This is a genomic window from Frateuria sp., from assembly GCF_035944355.1.
Classification (GTDB): Bacteria; Pseudomonadota; Gammaproteobacteria; order Xanthomonadales; family Rhodanobacteraceae; genus Frateuria_A.
Window position 1 is genome coordinate 392,654 of the sequence record NZ_DASZBH010000014.1, and the last position, 19,490, is coordinate 412,143.

General features: G+C 68.6%; 20 protein-coding genes and 1 tRNA gene. 10 read left to right on the forward strand and 11 right to left on the reverse strand.

Going from position 1 to position 19,490, the window contains the following annotated elements:
* Nucleotides 1-59 precede the first annotated feature (59 nt).
* The 4 genes from VGU03_RS12420 to apbC all read right to left on the reverse strand — a co-directional run bounded on the left by VGU03_RS12420 (nt 60) and on the right by apbC (nt 3,005).
* A complete protein-coding gene (locus tag VGU03_RS12420; RefSeq protein WP_327480943.1) occupies nt 60-551 on the reverse strand; it encodes a hypothetical protein in 492 nt (163 codons plus the stop codon).
* Nucleotides 552-649: 98 nt separating this feature from the next.
* Nucleotides 650-1,216, reverse strand: a complete 567-nt coding sequence (gene dcd / locus VGU03_RS12425; RefSeq protein ID WP_327474548.1) for a dCTP deaminase — start codon at nt 1,214-1,216, stop codon at nt 650-652.
* Nucleotides 1,217-1,371: 155 nt separating this feature from the next.
* Nucleotides 1,372-1,914, reverse strand: a complete 543-nt coding sequence (locus tag VGU03_RS12430) for an NADPH-dependent FMN reductase (RefSeq protein WP_327480944.1) — start codon at nt 1,912-1,914, stop codon at nt 1,372-1,374.
* Entirely contained in the window at nt 1,911-3,005 is a 1,095-nt protein-coding gene (apbC, locus tag VGU03_RS12435; protein WP_327480948.1) for an iron-sulfur cluster carrier protein ApbC, read from the reverse strand. The genes VGU03_RS12430 and apbC overlap by 4 nt, the downstream gene beginning before the upstream one ends.
* 156 nt (nt 3,006-3,161) lie before the next feature.
* Here apbC and VGU03_RS12440 point away from each other — a divergent pair, with 156 nt between their 5' ends.
* Nucleotides 3,162-3,605, forward strand: a complete 444-nt coding sequence (locus VGU03_RS12440) for a DUF2147 domain-containing protein (protein ID WP_327480949.1) — start codon at nt 3,162-3,164, stop codon at nt 3,603-3,605.
* A gap of 43 nt (nt 3,606-3,648) precedes the next feature.
* Here the strand turns inward: VGU03_RS12440 and panC are convergent, their stop codons facing one another.
* The 4 genes from panC to pcnB all read right to left on the reverse strand — a co-directional run bounded on the left by panC (nt 3,649) and on the right by pcnB (nt 7,271).
* Complete coding sequence (panC, locus tag VGU03_RS12445) at nt 3,649-4,494, reverse strand: pantoate--beta-alanine ligase (protein ID WP_327480951.1); 846 nt, start codon at nt 4,492-4,494, stop codon at nt 3,649-3,651.
* 11 nt (nt 4,495-4,505) lie between these two features.
* On the reverse strand, nt 4,506-5,354 hold the full coding sequence (panB, locus tag VGU03_RS12450; RefSeq protein WP_327480952.1) for a 3-methyl-2-oxobutanoate hydroxymethyltransferase: 849 nt from the start codon (nt 5,352-5,354) through the stop codon (nt 4,506-4,508).
* An 89-nt stretch (nt 5,355-5,443) separates the two neighbouring features.
* Entirely contained in the window at nt 5,444-5,926 is a 483-nt protein-coding gene (gene folK / locus VGU03_RS12455) for a 2-amino-4-hydroxy-6-hydroxymethyldihydropteridine diphosphokinase (protein WP_327480953.1), read from the reverse strand.
* Nucleotides 5,927-5,930: 4 nt separating this feature from the next.
* On the reverse strand, nt 5,931-7,271 hold the full coding sequence (gene pcnB / locus VGU03_RS12460) for a polynucleotide adenylyltransferase PcnB (RefSeq protein WP_327480954.1): 1,341 nt from the start codon (nt 7,269-7,271) through the stop codon (nt 5,931-5,933).
* Nucleotides 7,272-7,449: 178 nt separating this feature from the next.
* Between pcnB and VGU03_RS12465 the strand changes: the two genes are divergently transcribed.
* A tRNA-Glu gene (locus VGU03_RS12465) sits at nt 7,450-7,525 on the forward strand.
* 187 nt (nt 7,526-7,712) lie between these two features.
* Nucleotides 7,713-8,036, forward strand: a complete 324-nt coding sequence (gene fdxA / locus VGU03_RS12470) for a ferredoxin FdxA (protein WP_327480956.1) — start codon at nt 7,713-7,715, stop codon at nt 8,034-8,036.
* Nucleotides 8,037-8,140: 104 nt separating this feature from the next.
* Here the strand turns inward: fdxA and VGU03_RS12475 are convergent, their stop codons facing one another.
* The gene (locus VGU03_RS12475; protein WP_327480958.1) at nt 8,141-8,716 is read right to left on the reverse strand and encodes a hypothetical protein; all 576 of its coding nucleotides are present in this window, start codon (nt 8,714-8,716) and stop codon (nt 8,141-8,143) included.
* A gap of 41 nt (nt 8,717-8,757) precedes the next feature.
* Nucleotides 8,758-9,651 carry a 4-hydroxy-tetrahydrodipicolinate synthase gene (dapA, locus tag VGU03_RS12480; RefSeq protein ID WP_327480960.1) on the reverse strand — a complete coding sequence of 298 codons (894 nt, stop codon included), beginning with the start codon at nt 9,649-9,651 and terminating at the stop codon, nt 8,758-8,760.
* Nucleotides 9,652-9,797: 146 nt separating this feature from the next.
* Between dapA and VGU03_RS12485 the strand changes: the two genes are divergently transcribed.
* The 5 genes from VGU03_RS12485 (at nt 9,798) to mfd (ending at nt 17,188) form a co-directional block, all read left to right on the forward strand.
* On the forward strand, nt 9,798-10,385 hold the full coding sequence (locus VGU03_RS12485) for a glycine cleavage system protein R (protein WP_327480998.1): 588 nt from the start codon (nt 9,798-9,800) through the stop codon (nt 10,383-10,385).
* A 130-nt stretch (nt 10,386-10,515) separates the two neighbouring features.
* On the forward strand, nt 10,516-10,977 hold the full coding sequence (locus VGU03_RS12490) for a peroxiredoxin (RefSeq protein ID WP_327480962.1): 462 nt from the start codon (nt 10,516-10,518) through the stop codon (nt 10,975-10,977).
* 120 nt (nt 10,978-11,097) lie between these two features.
* Nucleotides 11,098-12,480, forward strand: a complete 1,383-nt coding sequence (locus tag VGU03_RS12495; RefSeq protein ID WP_327480964.1) for a PhoH family protein — start codon at nt 11,098-11,100, stop codon at nt 12,478-12,480.
* Nucleotides 12,481-12,733: 253 nt separating this feature from the next.
* Nucleotides 12,734-13,336 (forward strand): GNAT family N-acetyltransferase, encoded by a 603-nt coding sequence (locus tag VGU03_RS12500; RefSeq protein WP_327481000.1) that lies wholly within the window; start codon nt 12,734-12,736, stop codon nt 13,334-13,336.
* Between the two features lie 207 nt (nt 13,337-13,543).
* Nucleotides 13,544-17,188, forward strand: coding sequence for a transcription-repair coupling factor (gene mfd / locus VGU03_RS12505; RefSeq protein WP_327480966.1), 3,645 nt, complete (start codon nt 13,544-13,546; stop codon nt 17,186-17,188).
* A 64-nt stretch (nt 17,189-17,252) separates the two neighbouring features.
* On the opposite strand, the gene VGU03_RS12510 is transcribed toward mfd, so the two are convergent.
* Nucleotides 17,253-18,200, reverse strand: a complete 948-nt coding sequence (locus VGU03_RS12510; protein WP_327480968.1) for an integron integrase — start codon at nt 18,198-18,200, stop codon at nt 17,253-17,255.
* A gap of 250 nt (nt 18,201-18,450) precedes the next feature.
* Here VGU03_RS12510 and VGU03_RS12515 point away from each other — a divergent pair, with 250 nt between their 5' ends.
* Both VGU03_RS12515 and VGU03_RS12520 read left to right on the forward strand, forming a co-directional pair.
* Nucleotides 18,451-18,870, forward strand: coding sequence for a hypothetical protein (locus VGU03_RS12515; protein WP_327480970.1), 420 nt, complete (start codon nt 18,451-18,453; stop codon nt 18,868-18,870).
* 98 nt (nt 18,871-18,968) lie between these two features.
* Entirely contained in the window at nt 18,969-19,322 is a 354-nt protein-coding gene (locus VGU03_RS12520; protein WP_327480972.1) for a hypothetical protein, read from the forward strand.
* Nucleotides 19,323-19,490: the final 168 nt, after the last annotated feature.

Sequence of the window (19,490 nt, forward strand, 5' to 3'; positions counted from 1 at the left end):
GCTCGTTGGCGCGCCGCAGCGCACCGACCGGGCCTGCGAGCGAGGCCCGGCCTTGCCGGTTACTGCTGCTGCGGGTCGAAGCCGCCGCTGGCCGCGTCCTTGCCCTTCTGCTCGTCGGTCATTTTGACCGGGGCGTGGTAGTCCTCCAGCGCGCGCGCCTTGGTCTCCACCGGGTTGATCTTCTTGAGCGTGCCGCCGTCGTCGTAGTACACGGCGAAGCCGTAGTCGAGCTGCATGCGCGCCATGAATTGCAGGTGAGCCTTGCGGATCTTGGAGTCGTCGCTGGGCAGCAGCAGCACGGTCTTGGGCAGCTTGCCCACGTCCTTGAGATAGGCGAAGTGGCTGCCGGTATCCAGTGCGGAGAGCACCGCGCCGTCGACCAGGAACTGGCCGCTCTTGTAGGCCTTCAGGGTCACGTCGTACTGGTTCTGCGACTGCTCGATGGCGGCCTCGTCCTTGACGCTTTCGCGGTGGCAGCCGGCCACCACCAGCAGGCTGCCGAGCAGAACCGCCGCGCCGGTGCGTTGCATCAGGGTCGAAAAGCGGATCATGCGGGTCTCCTGCAGGTGGTTCATGGTGGGCCCGCGCAGTGTAGCGCCGGGCCGGAAGGTGGCGGCCGATCGGGAGGAACGGCCGTTCAGTCGCGCGCTCAGGTACGCGGCAGGGTCACGCCCTGCTGGCCCTGGTACTTGCCGCCGCGGTCCTTGTAGCTGGTCTCGCATTCCTCGTCGGATTCGAGGAAGAGCATCTGCGCCACGCCCTCGTTGGCGTAGATCTTGGCCGGCAGCGGCGTGGTGTTGGAGAACTCCAGCGTCACGTGGCCTTCCCATTCGGGCTCCAGCGGCGTGACGTTGACGATGATGCCGCAGCGCGCGTAGGTGCTCTTGCCCAGGCAGATGGTGAGCACCTTGCGCGGGATGCGGAAGTACTCGACCGTGCGCGCCAGCGCGAAGGAGTTGGGCGGGATGATGCAAACGTCCGCCTCGACGTCGACGAAGCTGGTCGGGTCGAACGCCTTCGGATCGACGATGGTCGAGTTGATGTTGGTGAAGATCTTGAACTCGCGCGCGCAGCGCACGTCGTAGCCGTAGCTGGAGGTGCCGTAGGACACCAGCTTGTTGCCCTCGCGCAGCTTCACCTGGCCCGGCTCGAACGGCTCGATCATGCCCTGCTGCTCGGCCATGCGGCGGATCCACTTGTCGGACTTGATGCTCACGCTTGCGCTCCATCGATGGCCCGGGTCGCCGGGCGCAAAGCGGGAAAAATACACGGTCCGGCGGTAACGGCGCCAGCCGCCGGGCTGCAACGCGGAACCGCAGGGCAGGTTTCAGCCGGCCGGGGCGGCCACCTGCAGGGGGGCCATCCAACGGTCTAGGCGGCGAGAGCGTGTTCCAGCGCCGCCAGCAAGGCGCGCAGTTCAGCGCAGCGCTCGGCACTGGCGAGCACCTCCTCGCGGCTGCAGCCGGCGCCCGGCAGCGCCACGGCGCCCGACGCGCCGCCCAGCACGCGCGCCGACATGGTTCGAAGGATTTCCACCAGCGCCTCCTGCGCGTGATGCGAGCCGCGACCGGAAGCGTTGAACAGCGCCACCGGCTTGCCCGGGAATTCCAGGCTGCCGACCAGCCAGTCCAGCAGGTTCTTGAAGACGCCAGGCACGCCGTGGGCGTATTCCGGGCAGGCGATCAGCAGCGCGTCGGCCCGCCCCACCGCCTCGCGCAGCGCGAGCACCGCCGGCGGCACGGCGATGGCCTCCACATCCGGGTTGAACGGCGGCAGGTCGCCCAGGCCGTCGTAGAGCACCAGTTCGAGCGTCGATGGCGCCAGCGCCTGCGCTGCCTGCAAGGCCGCGGTGTTGGCCGAACGCCGGCGCAGGCTGCCGGAAAGGCACAGCACCCGCCGGCGTGGGCCATTCATTCGGAAGGCGCGTTCTGCACCACGATCTTGCCCAGGCCCAGCGACTTGTTGCGCGGCTGGCGCGAGAGGCGCCCCGCGGCGTTGCGGGCGATCTGGCGGTAGCGCGCGGCCAGGTCCGAATCGGGCATCGCCGCCACCGTGGGCGTGCCGCCGTCCGCCTGCTCGCGGATGCGGATGTCCAGCGGCAGCGAGCCCAGGTACGGCACCGCGTACTTCTCCGCCATCCGCTCGCCGCCGCCGGCGCCGAACACGTGTTCCTCGTGGCCGCAGTGGGTGCACACGTGGGTGGACATGTTCTCGACCAGGCCCAGCACCGGCACCTCGACCTTCTCGAACATCTTCAGCGCCTTGATCGCGTCGAGCAGGGCGATGTCCTGCGGCGTGGTGACGATCACCGCGCCGGCCACCGGCACCTTCTGCGAGAGCGTGAGCTGGATGTCGCCGGTGCCCGGCGGCAGGTCGATGACGAGGTAGTCCAGCGCGTCCCAGCGGCTGTCGGTCAGCAGTTGCATCATCGCCTGGGTGACCATCGGGCCGCGCCAGATCATCGGCGTCTCCGGGTCGACCAGGAAACCGATGGACATCGCCTGCAGGCCGTGGGCCTGCATCGGGATGATGCTCTTGCCGTCCGGTGATTGCGGCCTGCCCTCGATGCCCAGCATGCGCGGCTGGCTGGGGCCGTAGATGTCCGCGTCCAGCACGCCGACGCGCGCGCCCTCGGCCTGGAGCGCCAGCGCCAGGTTCGCCGAAACGGTGGACTTGCCCACGCCGCCCTTGCCGGAGGCGACCACGATGATGTTCTTGACGTTGGGCAGCGGCGCCAGTACGCCCTGCACCTTGTGCGGCTGGATGCGGCTGGACACCGACACGCTGGCCGCCTCGATCGCCGGATCGGCTTCCAGCGCCTGGCGCACGCGCGCGGTCAGCGGCTCGATCACCGTCGCGGCCGGGTAGCCGAGCTGGATGTCGACCGACACCCGCGCGCCGTCGACGCCCACCGCGCGCACGGCATCGGCCACCGGCGCGCCGGTGTGGGGATCGGACAGCGCGCCGAGCAGCTGGCGCACGCGCGCTTCGTTCACTTCGGTCATGGGGGAAGACACTTGGACTCGTGGGCCGCCGATTATGCCAGCGGCGGCCCATGCCGGACCTGATGCAGGTCGGCGCGGGAGGTTGCGCAACGCAGCTTGACGGCCCCGTGGCCGCTCGTCAGGCTCCCGCGTACGCTTTCGTACGGGAGGGACAACATGAAGCCACTGTTCTGCCTGGCGCTTGCCGCCGGCCTGCTGTTCGGCACCGCCGCCCATGCCGCCAACGACACCCCGGTCGGCACCTGGAAGACCATCGACGACACCACCGGCAAGCCCAAGTCCATCGTGCAGATCACCGAGCAGGACGGCCAGCTGCAGGGCAAGGTGCTCAAGGTGCTGCAGTCGGACGAGGGTCCGCACCCGGTCTGCCGCAAGTGCGAAGGCGAGCGCAAGGACCAGCCGGTGGAAGGCATGACCATCATGTGGGGCGTCACCCGCGACGGCGAGGTGTGGGACGGCGGCAAGATCCTCGACCCGCACAACGGCAAGACCTACAAGGTCAAGCTGAGCATGCTGGCCAACGGCAACAAGCTCGACGTACACGGCTACATCGGCTTTGCCCTGCTCGGCCGCAGCCAGGTGTGGGAACGGCAGCAGTGATGCGCCGCTCCGCGCGCGGGCCCGTGCCCGCCGCGGACGCGCCTCAGTCGAACGCCAGGTTGTCGATCAGCCGCGTGGCGCCCAGCCGCGCGGCGATCAGCGCGACCAGGCCCGCGCGCTCGTCGTCGGCCGGTTCGGCCAGGTCCTCGGCGCGGCGGATCACCGCGTAATCCGGCCGGAAGCCCGCGCGCTCCAGCGTCGAGGCGGCCACCTGCTCGATCACCCGCCGCGCGTGCCCCTTCTCCAGCAGCTGGCGCATCTTCAGCAGGGTCTGATGGATCTGCGGCGCGATCGCGCGCTCGGCCTCGGACAGGTACTGGTTGCGCGAGCTCAGCGCCAGGCCGTCGGCGGCGCGCAGGGTCGGCCCCGGCAGCACCTTCACCGGCAGCGACAGGTCGCGCACCATCCGCTCGATCACCTTGAGCTGCTGGAAGTCCTTCTGGCCGAAAACCGCCAAGTCCGGCTGCACCAGGTTGAACAGCTTGCACACCACGGTGGCGACGCCGTCGAAATGGCCGGGCCGGTGCGCGCCCTCCAACGTGTCGGTGATGCCCGGCACGTGCACGCTGACGCTCTGCGCCGGACCGAAGGGATAGATCGTCGTCACGTCCGGGGCGAACAGCAGGTCGCAATCCATTTCGGCCAGGCCTGCCTGGTCCTGCGCCAGGGTGCGCGGATAGCGTTCGAAATCCTCGCCGGGGCCGAACTGGGTCGGGTTGACGAACACGCTCGCCACCACCCGGTCGGCGCGCGCACGCGCGAGTTTCACCAGCGAATGGTGGCCTTCGTGCAGGTTGCCCATGGTGGGCACGAAACCCACCGTCTGGCCCTGGCCGCGCCACCCGCGGATGGTCGCGCGCAAGCTGGCGGCGTCATGAACTGTCTGCATGGGCGGGCTCTTCAGTCGAAACCATGTTCCGGCGCCGGAAAGGCGCCGCTGCGCACGTCTTCGGCGAAGGCGGCGATGGCCTGGGCGACGGATCCGCGGCCGGCCAGGAAGTCCTTGCTGAATTTCGGCCGCCGCCCGGGCGTGATGCCCAGCATGTCGTAGATCACCAGCACCTGGCCGTCGCACTGGGGCCCGGCGCCGATACCGATGACCGGAATCTCCACGGCGCGGGTGATGCGCTCACCGAGCGCGCTGGGCACGCCCTCGAGCACCAGCAGGTCCGCGCCGGCGGCCTGCACGGCGAGCGCTTCGGCCAGCATGCGGTCGGCCGCTTCCTGCTCGCGGCCCTGGATGCGGAAACCGCCGAACTTGTGCACGGACTGCGGCGTGAGGCCCAGGTGCGCGCACACCGGCACTGCGCGCGCGGTGAGCGCGCCGATCGCTTCGAGAATGTGCGGAGCCGCGCCCTCGATCTTCACCGCCGCCGCGCCGGCTTCGCCGACCAGCCGCGCGGCCGCCTCCAGCGTATGCGCAACGTCGCGGTCGGCCAGGAACGGCAGGTCGGCGATCAGCAGCGTGGCGCGCAGTCCGCGCGCGACGATGCGAGTGTGGTAGACCATGTCCTCCAGCGTCACCGGCAGCGTGCTGCGCTGTCCCTGCACCACCATGCCGAGCGAATCGCCGGCCAGCGCCACGTCGACGCCCGCCGCCTCCACCTGCGCGGCGAAGCTCGCGTCGTAGGCGGTCAGCATGACGATCTTGCGCCCTTGCGCCTTCATGGCCCGCAGGCCGGGCACGGTGATCGGCTTGCGGGCGGGAACGCTGGCGTTGTCCACGTACACGGCGGTTCCTTGGGGCATGGGCGAGCGGCCGATTATCCGGCGCGCCGACCGCCAGGCCAAGCACGCGCACGGGCGGCGGTAGGGTGGGCTTCAGTCCAGCGCGGCCGCTACGGTTCGGGGACGCAACCGGAAGTGTCCAGCGCATCCAGCAGCTCGTCCACCTGGCCTTCCCCGGGCAGATCGAGCTCCGGGGCCAGTTCGGCCAGCGGCAGCAGCACGAAGGCCCGCGCGGCGATGCGCGGATGCGGCAGCGTCAGGCGATCGTCGTGCAGTCGCACGCCATCGATGTGCAGCAGATCCAGATCCAGCGTGCGCGGCCCCCAGCGCTCGCCCTCGCGCACGCGGCCGGCCGCGCGCTCGATGCCGAGCAGCGCGTCGAGCAGTTCGTGAGGCGCCAGCGCGGTATCCAGCACGGCCGCGCCGTTGAGGAACGGCGGCTGTTCGCGCAGGCCCCAGGGCGGCGTGCGATAGAAGCGCGAGTGCGCCAGCAGCCGGGTCTGCGGCAGCGCGGACAGCGCCACGAGCGCCTGGCGCAGGATCGCGTGCGTGTCGCCCAGGTTGCCGCCCAGCGCGACGAAAGCCCGCGCCATGCGGTCAGCCCAATCCGGATTTGCCCGAAGGCCGGCGGCGCCGGCGCTTGCGCGGCGCATCGGTGGCCGACTCCGCCGCGGCCGCCATGCTGGCCGGCAACGCGGCGGCCAGCACGTCCTGCGGCAATTGCTGGGCATGCGCCCACCACTGGCCGAGCTCGCGGATGGCCGGCGATTCGGCGGCGCGCAGCAACAGGAAATCGAACGCCGCCCGGAAGCGCGGATGCGCCATCAGGCGGAACACCCGCTTGCGCTGGATCTGCTCGAAGCGCGGCTGCAACGACCAGATTTCTTCCATGGTGAGGGTGAAGCGCCGCGGGATCGCCACGCGCTGGCACTGCTCGCCGACCACGTGCGCAGCGGCGCGCGCCCAGGCTTCGTTGCCGTCCACGCCCTTGGCCATCCAGCCGCGTGCCAGGTCGCGCACCTCGCCCCACAGCAGCACCGCGAACAGGAACGCAGGGGTGACCGACTTGCCCTCGGCGATCCGCTGGTCGGTATTGGCCAGGCCCTGCTCGATCAGCGAGCGCAAGGCCTCGTCGCCGCGCTTGAGCGCGCGCGCCGTGGCCGGGAACAGGAACCGGAGCAGGCCGCACTGCTCGAGCATGCGGAAGCTCTTCAGGCCGTTGCCGGCCAGGAACATCTTCAGCGACTCGTCGAACAGGCGGGCGGGCGCGGCGTCGGCCAGCAGCGGCCCGAGCTCCTCGAACGGGGCGGCCGCTTGCGGATCGATGGTGAAGCCGAGCTTGGCCGCCAGCCGCGCGGCGCGAAGCATGCGCACCGGATCTTCGCGGTAGCGCGTGGCCGGGTCGCCGATCAGCCGGAGCACGCGGTTCTCCAGGTCGGGCATGCCGCCGACGTAGTCGCGCACCGAAAAGTCGCTGATGTCGTAGTACAGCGCGTTGACGCGGAAGTCGCGGCGCACCGCGTCCTCTTCGATCGAGCCCCACACGTTGTCGCGCACGATCAGGCCGTCGACGATGTGGCGGTCGCCCTCGCTGCCGTCCTCCTCACCGGTGCCGCGGAAGGTGGCCACCTCGATGATTTCCGGCCCGAATACCACGTGCGCCAGGCGGAAGCGCCGGCCGATCAGGCGGCAGTTGCGGAACAGCTTCTTGACTTCGTCGGGCGTGGCGTTGGTGGCCACGTCGAAGTCCTTGGGATGGCCACCGAGCAAAAGGTCGCGCACGGCGCCGCCGACCAGGAAGGCGGCGTAGCCGGCGTCGTGCAGGCGGTAGAGCACGCGCAGCGCGGCCTTGCTGATGTTCTTGCGGGAGATCACGTGCTGCTCGCGCGGAATGACCGCGGGCACGGGCGTGACGGAAGTCCTTGCTTCTGGATTCAAGCGGTCTGGGTCCTTGGCGGCGCACGGCGCCGGTGCAACAAACGCCGCGCTGTGCGCTGCGGTCCGTCCGGGCGGCATGGCGGCCGCCGGATCTGTTCCGGACGGCGGCACGCGACACCTCGCGCAGGCATTGCCGGGCGAAACAATTTCGCTATACTAGCGCGCCTCGCAGCTCTGCGCTCCCTTCGTCTAGTGGCCTAGGACACCGCCCTCTCAAGGCGGGAACACGAGTTCGAACCTCGTAGGGAGCGCCATTTGCTTTTGCAATCGTCCATGATTGCCGCTGTCTGGAAGGGCCTCGCTGACCCCATGGTTGTTGGCCGTCGGCTACACTAGAAGCGGCCATCCATGGCCGCCCTCTTCACAAAGAGCAGCGCTCCGGCCGGCGCTTTCAGAGCAGACCGCCGAGCATCCTCCTCTACAGCCGAGCCCGAGCCGCCCATGACCTTTGTCGTCACCGACAACTGCATCAAGTGCAAGTACACCGACTGCGTCGAGGTCTGCCCGGTCGACGCTTTCCATGAAGGTCCGAATTTCCTGGTGATCAATCCGGACGAGTGCATCGATTGCACGCTGTGCGAGCCGGAGTGTCCGATCAACGCGATCTACCCGGAGGACGACGTGCCGGCCGGACAGGAGGCGTTCGTCGCCATCAATGCCGAGCTGTCCAAGGCCTGGCCGGTGATCACCGAGCGCAAGGACGGCCTGCCCGACGCCAAGGCGTGGGAAGGAAAGCCGGACAAGCTCGGGCTGCTCGAGCGCTGAGCACCATGCGCCGCCTCCGGGCGGCGTTTTCGTCTGCGGAGCTCGCAGGCGTACAGACAAGAACGCCGCCCGAAGGCGGCGTCGCATGCGATCCGCGCGTGCGGTCAGCTTCCGAGCTTGGACTTGAGCGTATCGACCACCTTGGCGACCGCGGCGGCCGGGCCCTGCGCGCGCACTTCGCTGGCGCTCCCGCTGCTGCTGACCGTGACCTGCACTTCGCGCGCGGCCGTGCCGGCCTCGTCCGCGTTGCCGCCGCGATGGAACAGGCGGCTGAAGAAACCGCGCTTCCTGGCCGGCGCGGCAACCACGCTCAGCGTGTAGGTATGCGCGGCGTCGTCATGGGCGGTCACCTTGCCGACGTCGCCGCCATCGAGCGCCTGGCCCACGCGCCGATAGGCGTTGTCGACGCTGTCGGACAGCACGAAGCCGTCGGCGATCACGCCGCTTGCGCCGCCGACGCTGGCGGTGGCGCCGCTGGAAGTCGGGTTGTTGGCGCCCGGCGGCGGGATCACCAGTGCGTCGCTGGCGGCGGGCGTATCCAGGCCCGGCGGGATTTCCAGCGGCGATTCCTGTTTGGCCGTATCCCAGGACTTGTGCGAGCGGAACATGCCGCAGCCGGACAGCAGCAGGCCGCTCAGGACCAGGGCCGGCAGGGCGACGACGAGCGAGGATTTCTTCATGGAGTGGATTTCCAAAGAGGGATCAAGCGGCAGCCAGGAGATCAGGCGACGGCCGCCAAGGATGCCAGAGCGGCCAGTGCTTCGTGCAGGCGCGCGCGGTCGGGACCGTCCGCAAGTTCGAGCAACGGCAAGCGCAACTGTGCCGAACCCAGCCGCAGTGCGGGCAACATGGCTTTCACCGCGATCGGGTTGGGCGCGCAGTTGAGCGCCTGCACCAGCGGATCGAGCCGTTCGTGCGCTCTAGCCGTGGCCTCCCGGTCGCCCGAGGTGGCCGCGTCGCACAACGCACGGAACGCCTGCGGCACCAGGTTCGCCACCACCGAGACCGTGCCTGCAGCGCCGGCCAGCATGGCCTTGCCTGCCGTGCCGTCGTCGCCGGACAGGTAGACGAAATCCGCGCGCGCAAGTTCCGCAAGCGCCTGGATGCGCTCGTCGGTGGCGACGGCCTCCTTGATGCCGACGATCGCCGGGTGGTCGCGCAGCGGCCGCACCGTCTCCGGCAGCAGATCGCAGGCCGTGCGCGTGGGCACGTTGTAGAGCACCACCGGCAGGCCGCCATGTTCGGCTACTTCGAGGAAATGCCGGCGCAGGCCTTCCTGGGTCGGGCGCACGTAATAGGGCGCGACCACCAGCGCGGCATCGGCGCCGAGCGCCGCGGCGCGGCGGGTCTGCGCCACGGTGCGCGCCGTGCCCGCTTCGCCGGTGCCGGCGATCACCGGCACGCGGCCGGCCACGCGCTCGACCGCGAAGGCGAGCAGGCGCTCGAATTCGTCGTGCTCGAGCATGTGCGCCTCGCCGGTGGAGCCGGCCACCACCACCGCCTGCGTGCCACCAGCGAGCTGATGGTCGAGCAGACGGCCGAACGAGGGCAGGTCGAGCGCGCCGTCGTCGCCGAACGGCGTCGCCAGAGCGCAGATGCTTCCACGAATGTCCAAGACGCGATTCCGGCCTGAAGGCAAGCGAAGGATGTTACTGGCGCCCCGTGCGCAGGGGAAGGGACGCGGCTCCGAACCGGCCGCGCGCACCGGGCGGCCTGCGTGACTTGCCCGGAGCATCCCGGGTAAGCTCAACCGGTTCCCGCATCGCGGGACTTCCCGAAGGTAGCCTTCCCTTGAACCGTTCCTCCGCGCGCGCCGGCACCGACAACCAGTTGTTGATCCACACGCTCACCCCCGCGTCGCGCGCGCCGCTGCTCACGCTGACCAAGCGCATCGCCGACGCCGGCTGCAGCCTGGCCGATGCGCGCGTCTCGACCATCGGCAACGACACCTCGCTGGTGATGCTCGCCGCAGGCGCCTGGGACGCGATCGCCAAGCTGGAGACGGCGCTGGCCAAGCTCGGCCGCGACGAGGAACTGCGCCTGTCGCACTACCGCACCGGCCCGCGCGAACAGAACGGCACGCTGCTGCCCTACCTGGTCGAAGTGGTGGCGGCCGACCGCCCCGGCATCCTGGTGAAGGTGGTGGAGTTCTTCAGCCGCCACGACATCCGCGTGGAGCAGCTGAGCTCGATGCGCTACCAGGCCATGCAGACCGGCGCACAGATGTTCCAGGCGCAGATCACCATCGGCATCCCCGCGCAGATTCATCTGGCGACTCTGCGCGACGACTTCCTGGAGCTGTGCGACGGGCTGAACCTCGACGCGATCATGGATCCGGTGAAGTTCTGAGCATCGCGCGTCGCGTGCCGGGCGACAAGCCTTTTGCTTGTCACCTGGAGCGCGCTAGTCTTTCCCCGAGGGCCGAGGCGCGCGACGCGCGCTTCGCCAATCGATTCCTGATCGACCTCGCGGAGACCCCATGCCCGAACTCGGCAAACCGCTTCCCCACCTGATCGGCACCACCGGCGACGACACCGAACTGGAGCTTTCCGGCCTCAAGGGCCGCTGGGTGGTGGTGTACTTCTACCCGAAGGACGCCACCCCGGGCTGCACCACCGAGGCGCAGGATTTCCGCGACCTCTACGACGATTTCAGGAAGCGCAACGCCGAGATCGTCGGCGTCTCGCGCGATTCGGTGAACTCGCACGCCAGCTTCGCCGACAAGCAGGCCCTGCCCTTCCCGCTGATCGCCGACACCGACGAGGCCTGGTGCAAGGCCTTCGACGTGATCCACGAGAAGGTGCTCTACGGCAAGAAGCACATGGGCATCGTGCGCAGCACCTTCCTGATCGATCCCAAGGGCCATCTCGCGCAGGAGTGGCGCGGCGTGAAAGTCCCGGGCCATGCCCAGGCCGTACTGGACGCCATCCCCGCCAAGTGAAGCCCTCCGGCGCATCCGAGCATTCCCTTCGCATGGCGTGCAGCCATGCCCTCCGGCGGCCCACGACCTTACGGTCGGGGCCGCTTTTCGTTTGTCCGACCCAAGCGAGGCCTCTTCCGCATGACCGGAAGCAAGCGTATCTACGCGCTCGACACCAATGTGCTGCTGCATGACCCGACTTCGCTGTTCCGTTTCGAGGAACACGACGTCTTCATCCCGATGACCGTGCTGGAGGAACTGGACGAGAAGAAGAAAGGCGGTTCGGAGGTCTCGCGCAACGGCCGTCAGGTCAGCCGTTTCCTCAACGAACTGATCGAGCGCGGCAACGGCCACGGCATCAGCAACGGGCTGGAGCTGTCCAACCCCAAGGGCGTCAACCTCAAGCGCGGCGGCGCGGTGGGCCGCCTGTACTTCCAGCAGCGCACCACGGCCAACGGGCACAGCAAGGCGGACAACCTGATCCTCGCGGCGGTGATCGAGCTGCGCGACCAGAATCCCGACCGCGCGGTGATCCTGGTCACCAAGGACATCAACCTGCGCATCAAGGCCAAGATCTACGGCATCGATGCGGAGGACTACGAGAACGACCGCGCACTGGACGATTTCGCGCTGCTCTACACCGGTTCGACCGAGCTGTCCGAGAACTTCTGGGACCGCCATCCGGAAGTGCAGTCCTGGACCGAGCGGGGCCGCACCTTCTACAAGCTCGAACGCCATGAAGACGAGGACTGGCATCCCAACCAGTGCCTGTTCCTGCCCGGCGACAACAGCGTCGAGCTGCGCGTGCTGCACCTGGACGAGCGGCAGACGACGCTGGTGCTGCTGGACGACCACAGCCATCCCAACCACAGCGTGTGGGGCATTGCCGCGCGCAACCGCGAACAGAACTTCGCGCTCAACGTGCTGATGGATCCGGACGTGGATTTCGTCACCCTGCTCGGCACCGCCGGCACCGGCAAGACGCTGCTCGCGCTCGCCGCGGGCCTGGCGCAGGTGATGGACCAGCAGCGCTACCGCGAGATCATCATGACCCGCGCCACGGTCTCGGTCGGCGAGGACATCGGCTTCCTGCCCGGCACCGAGGAGGAAAAGATGACGCCGTGGATGGGCGCGCTCACCGACAATCTGGAGGTGCTCGCCAATCCCGAGGAAGGCGGCTCGTGGGGGCGCCAGGCCACCAACGATCTGCTCGCCTCGCGCATCAAGATCCGCTCGCTCAACTTCATGCGCGGGCGCACCTTCCTCAGCCGCTACCTGATCATCGACGAGGCGCAGAACCTCACGCCCAAGCAGATGAAGACGCTGATCACCCGCGCCGGCCCCGGCACCAAGATCGTCTGCCTGGGCAACGTGGAGCAGATCGACACGCCCTACCTCACCGAGACGACCTCCGGCCTCACCTACGCGGTAGACCGCTTCAAGGATTGGGAGCATTCGGCGCACATCACGTTGCGCCGCGGCGAGCGTTCGCGGCTGGCCGACTTCGCCTCCGAGGCACTCTGAGGCCACCGTGGGCGGGCCGCCAGCGGCCCGCCCCGGGTCTCGAATCGACGATCCCGCGGGTGGCCTATCCGCCGCCCGCGCCTACCGGCGGCGTGGGCCCGCCGCCGCGCCTGCCGCACTGCCGCAAGCCGCACCACAGACACCCGCCTGCCTGTTCACGCCAATTGCGCGCCGCCTGGGGGATAAACCGGACCCCTTGCGGCGCGACTCTCATGCCGCAGCGCAACAAATACGCTAGAGTATGGACATGAGCATCCAGCCCGTCGTCGACTTCGCCACGCCCATCCGCAATGCGGCGCTCCCGCCACCGAGCCATCGTCGCTTCGCCCGCGACGAAGCCGCGCCGCCCGCCGGCGAGCCGGTGACCACCCGCGACGGACGCGCGCTGCGCCTGCGCCCGATCGAGCCAAGTGACGCCGAAGCCCTGCGCCGCTGCTTCAAACGCCTGCCCGCGCAGGACATCCGCCGCCGTTTCATGCACATGCTCACCGAGTTGCCCGAGCCGATGGCGCAGCGTCTGTGCCGCCTGGATCCGGCGACCGAGGTGGCCTACGTGCTGGTCGACGACACGGTGACGCCCGCCGAGGTGCGCGGCGTGGGCCGGATCTTCATCGACGAATCGAGCGACAGCGCCGAATTCTCCGTGCTGGTCGAACGCGACTGGGCGCGCGTCGGCCTGGGCGCCTTGCTCATGCACCGTCTGGTCGATGCCTGCCGCCAGCGCGGCCTCGCCGAACTCTGGGGCTACGTGCTGGTGGAGAACCGCCCGATGCTTCGCCTGTGCAGCGAGCTGGGTTTCACCTCGCGCATGATTCCGGACGAGCCCGGGACGGCGCAGATCACCTTGCGGCTCTGACCCGAGCGGCGGGCCGAGACGAAGGCGGCCCATCCGCCCTGCCGGGCATCCATCGAGCTTCCGCGCGACGCCCATCGGCTCTTCCCTCGCTTGCGGCGGAAGGTGCACGGGAGGGGCGGATGGGCGCGGTCTCCCGCCCTCGCTTATCGCACGCGCTAAACTCCCCCGTTTCACCGCCGCGGCATCCCCCGCGCGACGTGCGTGCCCATGCCCCGAGTCCCCCACCCGCCCCTGCCCACCAGCCCCAGGCAACGCCGCTTCTGGACGCCGCCGCACGGCTCCTCGCGCGCCCTGCTGATCGCCGAAGCGGCCCGCGACCACGCCGGCCTGTTGGTGGCGGTCACGCGCGACACCCAGCGCGCCTCGGCACTGGAAGACGAGCTGCGCCTGTTCGCCGGCGATCTTCCGGTGCTGCATTTCCCGGACTGGGAAACGCTGCCCTACGACATCTTCAGCCCGCATCCGGAGATCGTCTCCCAGCGCATCGCCACGCTCTATCGGCTGCCGTCGGTGCAGCGCGGCGTGCTGGTGGTGCCGGTGGCGACGCTGATGCAGCGCATCGCGCCGCGCTCGCACATCACCGGCTCCGGGCTGGTGCTGGCCAAGGGCCAGAAGCTGGACCTGGCCGCCGAGCAGCGCCGGCTGGAAGCGGCCGGCTACCGCCACGTGCCGCAGGTGGCCGAGCCGGGCGACTACGCCGTGCGCGGCGCGCTGATCGACATCTTCCCGATGGGCACGGCCGAGCCCTACCGCATCGAGCTGTTCGACGATGAGGTGGACTCGATCCGCAGTTTCGATCCGGAGACCCAGCGCTCGCAGCAGCCGGTGGACAAGGTCGAACTGCTGCCTGCGCGCGAGTTCCCGCTCACCGAGGACGCCGCCCGGGACTTCCGCAACAACCTGCGCGAGCGCTTCCCGATCGACGTCCGCCGCTGCCCGCTCTACCAGGACATGAAGGAAGGTGTGACCCCCGGCGGCATCGAGTACTACCTGCCGCTGTTTTTCCCTGTGAAAAGTCCGCACCTGGATGTGCGGGGTGTTGCGGAGGATCCGCGTACAGGCACCGCCACGCTGTTCGACTACCTGGGCGACGGCGCGCTGTTCGTGCTGGGCGAAGGCGCCGGCGAGGCGTCCGAGGCCTTCTGGGCGAACACCGCCGAGCGCTACGAACAGCGCGCGCACGATATCGAACGCCCGGTGCTGCCGCCGGCCGAGATCTATCTTTCGCCCGAGCAGCTGCGCGAGCAGCTGAACAAGCGCTTGCGCGTGGAAGTGGTGCCTGCGGGACACGAACACGCCGTCGACTCCGGCACCCTGCCCGCGCCCGAGCTGCCGCTCAACCGCAAGGGCGAGGAACCGGGCACCTCGCTGCGGCATTTCCTGGGGAGCTACCCCGGCCGCGTGCTGATCGCCGCCGATTCGGCGGGCCGGCGCGAAGCGCTGTCCGAGACGCTCGCCGCCGCCGGGCTCAGGCCGCAGAACGTCGACGGCTGGTCCGCCTTCCTCGGCGACCATCAAGGTGCCGCAGAACCTGCTCCCTCTCCCCCGGCCCCGCCGGGGGAGAGGGCTGGGGAGAGGGGGGCTCCGGTCTCGCCTGGAACCAAAAGCCTCCCCCTCACCCCAACCCTCTCCCCCGGCGTTGCCGGGGGAGAGGGAGCAACATTGCGCTTCGCCATCACCGTCGCGCCGCTGGAACAGGGCTTTGCCCTCAAGCAACCGGCGCTCACCGTGCTCACCGAGCGCGAGCTCTACGGCGAGCGCGTGCGCACCGAGCGCAAGCGCCGCCGCGGCGCCGCGCGCGATCCGGACGCGATCATCCGCGACCTCACCGAGCTCTCGGTCGGCGCGCCGATCGTGCACGTCGACCACGGCGTGGGCCGCTACCAGGGCCTGGTGTCGATGGAGCTCGGCGGCATGCAAGGCGAGTTCCTGGTCATCGAATACGCCAAGGGCGACAAGCTCTACGTGCCGGTGGCGCAATTGGGCCTGGTCAGCCGCTACTCCGGCACCGCGCCGGAACTCGCGCCGCTGCATTCGCTCGGCGGCGACGCCTGGGAGCGCGCGCGCAAGAAGGCCGCCGAGAAGGTGCGCGACGTGGCTGCCGAACTGCTCGCCATCTACGCCCAGCGCGAGGCGCGCGGCGGCGAGTCGATCAGCATCGACCGCGGCATGGTGGAGGAATTCGGCGCCAGCTTCCCGTTCGAGGAAACGCCCGACCAGAGCCAGGCCATCGACGCGGTGCTCCAGGACCTGGCCGCGCCGCGCGCCATGGACCGCGTGATCTGCGGCGACGTGGGCTTCGGCAAGACCGAGGTCGCCCTGCGCGCCGCCTTCGCCGCCGCCACCGCGGGCAAGCAGGTGGCGGTGCTGGTGCCGACCACGCTCCTAGCGCAACAGCATTATCGAAACTTCGCCGACCGCTTCGCCGACTGGCCGGTGAAGGTGGACGTGCTCTCGCGCTTCAAGTCCACCAAAGAGGTGAACGAAGCGCTCAAGCGCCTGGCCGATGGGCAGATCGACGTGATCGTCGGCACCCACAAGCTGCTGCAGTCGGACATCAAGTTCAAGAACCTCGGCCTGGTCGTGGTCGACGAGGAGCAGCGCTTCGGCGTGCGCCAGAAGGAGCAACTGAAGAAGCTGCGCGCCGAGGTGGACCTGCTGACCATGACCGCCACGCCGATCCCGCGCACGCTCAACATGGCGATGGCCGGCCTGCGCGACCTCTCGCTGATCACCACCCCGCCCGCGCACCGCATGGCGGTGCGCACCTTCATCAGCGCGTGGGATCCGGCGACCATCCGCGAAGCGTTCCAGCGCGAGCTTTCGCGCGGCGGCCAGGTGTACTTCCTGCACAACGAGGTCGACTCGATCGAGCGCACCGCGCGCGAGCTGGAGGAACTCATCCCCGAGGCGCGCATCGGCATCGCCCACGGCCAGATGCCCGAGCGCGAACTCGAACGCGTGATGGCCGACTTCCATCGCCAGCGCTTCAACGTGCTGGTGTGCACGACGATCATCGAAACCGGCATCGATATTCCCACGGCCAACACCATCATCATCGACCGCGCCGACCGCTTCGGCCTGGCCCAGCTGCACCAGTTGCGCGGCCGCGTCGGCCGTTCGCACCACCGCGCCTACGCCTACCTGATCGTGCCCGACCGCAAGGCGATCACCGCCGATGCCGAGAAACGTCTGGAAGCGCTGGCCTCGCTGGAGGAACTGGGCGCCGGCTTCACCCTGGCCACGCACGACCTGGAAATCCGCGGCGCCGGCGAGCTGCTGGGCGAGGAGCAGTCCGGCCAGATCCAGGAGATCGGCTTCGGCCTCTACACCGAGCTGCTCGACCGCGCCGTACGCGCCCTGAAGAGCGGCAAGGTCCCCGACTTCGACCTGTCTTCCGAGCACGAGACCGAGGTCGAGCTGCACCTGCCCGCGCTGATCCCGGACGACTACCTGCCCGACGTGCACACCCGCCTGACCCTCTACAAGCGCATCGCCAGCGCGAGGAACGAGGACCAGCTGCGCGACCTGCAGGTGGAGATGATCGACCGCTTCGGCCTGCTGCCCGAGCCGACCAAGACCTTGTTCGCCCTGTCCAGCCTGAAGTTGATGGCCACGCCGCTGGGCATACGCAAGCTCGACCTGGGCGCCAGCGGCGGCCGCATCACCTTCCGCGACAAGCCCGACATCGACCCGATGGCGCTCATCCGCCTGATCCAGGGCCAGCCGCGCGTCTACAAGCTGGACGGCCAGGACAAGCTCAAGATCGCCCTCGACCTCCCTGGCGCCACCGAGCGCATCCGCGCCGCGCAGGAAGTGCTGGTACAGCTCGGCGCCCGCCGCCCCGCTTGATCACGCCCTGCTCCCTCTCCCCTACGGAGAGAGGGCCGAGGGAGGGGCAGCGCTCGGGAGGCTCCTACCCCCGATCCAGCGGGCTCACCACCCCGCGCCCGCCGCGATTGAGCACATGCGTGTAGATCTGCGTCGTGGACACGTCGGCATGCCCGAGCAGCTCCTGGATCGTGCGCAGGTCATACCCGTCTTCCAGCAGGTGCGTGGCAAAGGAATGCCGCAACGTATGGCACGTCGCAGGTTTGGCCAGCCCCGCCCGCACGCGCGCCTGCTTGACCGCCCGCTGCAGGCGCGACTCATCCAGGTGGTGCCGCCGCTCCTGCCCGTCCCGCGGATCGTGGCTGCGCACCGACGCCGGGAACACGTACTGCCAGCCCCACTCGACATTGGCCTGCGGATACTTGCGCGCCAGGGCATCCGGCAGCCAGACGCGCCCGAATCCCGCGTCCAGGTCACGCAGGTGGATGCGCCGGGCTTCCTCCACCTGCGCCTGCAACGGCGCGATCAGCGCGGTGGGCAGCATAGTGCGCCGATCCTTGCCGCCCTTGCCCTGCCTTACGATCAGTTCGGTCTTGGCGAAGTCCACGTCCTTCACGCGCAGGCGCACGCATTCCATCAGGCGCAAACCCGAGCCGTAGAGCAGGCTCGCCATCAGCCATGGCGTTCCCGCGAGCTCGCCCAACAACGCGGCGACCTCTTTCCGCGTCAGCACCACCGGCAGCCGCTGTGGCTTCTTCGCCCGCTCGATCCCATCCAGCCAGGGCAGCTCGACCCCAAGCACCTGCTTGTAAAGGAACAACAAGGCCGACAGTGCCTGGTTCTGGGTGGACGCCGAAACGCTGCCCTCCACCGCCAGGCTGGTGAGGAACCGCTCGATTTCCGGCGCCCCCAATTCGGCCGGATGCCGCTTGTCATTGGCAAGAATGAACCGCCGGACCCAACCGATGTAGGCCTCTTCCGTCCTGCGGGCCAAGCCGAGCCGCCGAACCCGCTGCCGGACCCGATCCAGCAAGCGCGGTTGCTGCGTGGGCAACGTGCTTGCAGCGCCGTCCACCGCGTGAAAGGATGCCAACGCTCATCTCCCGCCCGTCAAAGGCGGTGAGATTAAGTTGCCGGATTAGGCTGCGGGTAGATGTGGAAGTCGTTGATTGTTGTAGGCTCGAACAGAAGCGGGATGTAGGCAATCAGCGGTTAGGCTGCGCGATTACACCCCAATCCGAAACCTACTTTGAGTTAGGCCGCTAAGGAGAGTCCGCCGCACCATGTTCAAGCGTCTTCCATTTCCATGGGCTTACGTGCTGGAGCCGCTGCTCGCGGTTCCGCTGTTCGCGAGTTTCTACCTGGTCATAGCGTTCTTGGCATCAAGGCCTGCTGAAGCAGTGCGGGAGAGTGGTGCCTCGATCCCGGCCAACTGGGAAGCTGCCCTCCCCAATCATGGGGGGTATCTGCGTGGCTTCCTGCCCAGCGCTCACCCGCTTGGGCTCGCCGCCGCCGTCGTAGCGCTCCTAGTCTTCGGGGCCATCGCGTGGCAGCTTAGGCTCGCGCAGGCAGCGCAGCAGCGCGAGGCCGGGCCCGAGCACGTCGCGCGCCACAAGGTCGCCGGCGCTGCCACCTTCGCCGCATGGGCGCTGGTGGCATGGCTGCTTTTCATGCTTGGCCTGCCTCGCTTGGCAGCGGCCTAACAATTCGTCCAAGCGGACGCGCGAAAGGCCGCGCGCCGCTTAACTCCAGCGTTAGGCTTCAATCCGCAGCAGCTCGGGCTTATGGGATGGACACCAGAATGTCACCTCTAAAAGTTGCCTTTCAGCAGTCTCGAGCCGAACGCAACATTGACTTGGTGCTACCAGTTCTCAGAGCAGCTGCTCTTTACCTAGTGGTTAGATCGGACCGCCATCCGGGTGAAGGACCCGAATGGTTCCTTACCAAGTCACCCACAGAAGGCCGCTACTGCGTCACCGTTTCTGAGGATGAGTCCAGCCTGGAAAGAATTCGATGGCCCAAAGTCAAGCTTTCTGGCGCACAGCTGCTTTCGGCCTTGCCGCCTGGCATCGAAATCATCATTGTTTACCCCGATGGCGGCGACCACATCAATCGAGAGCAACTGGCTTGGTATCGCCAATCCAACCAAGCCTAACCCGTCATTCAAGGCGGACGGCTTCGCCGCCGCTTAACTCCAGCGTTAGACGTCAGAGCATCAGAGTCTGCATGATTGCCTACCTTCTACTATTTGCAATCGTTGGCGTTTACGCGGTTCTCGGCAACTTCATCGCCTACGTCATGCTTGCATCTCGTGGCATTCCTA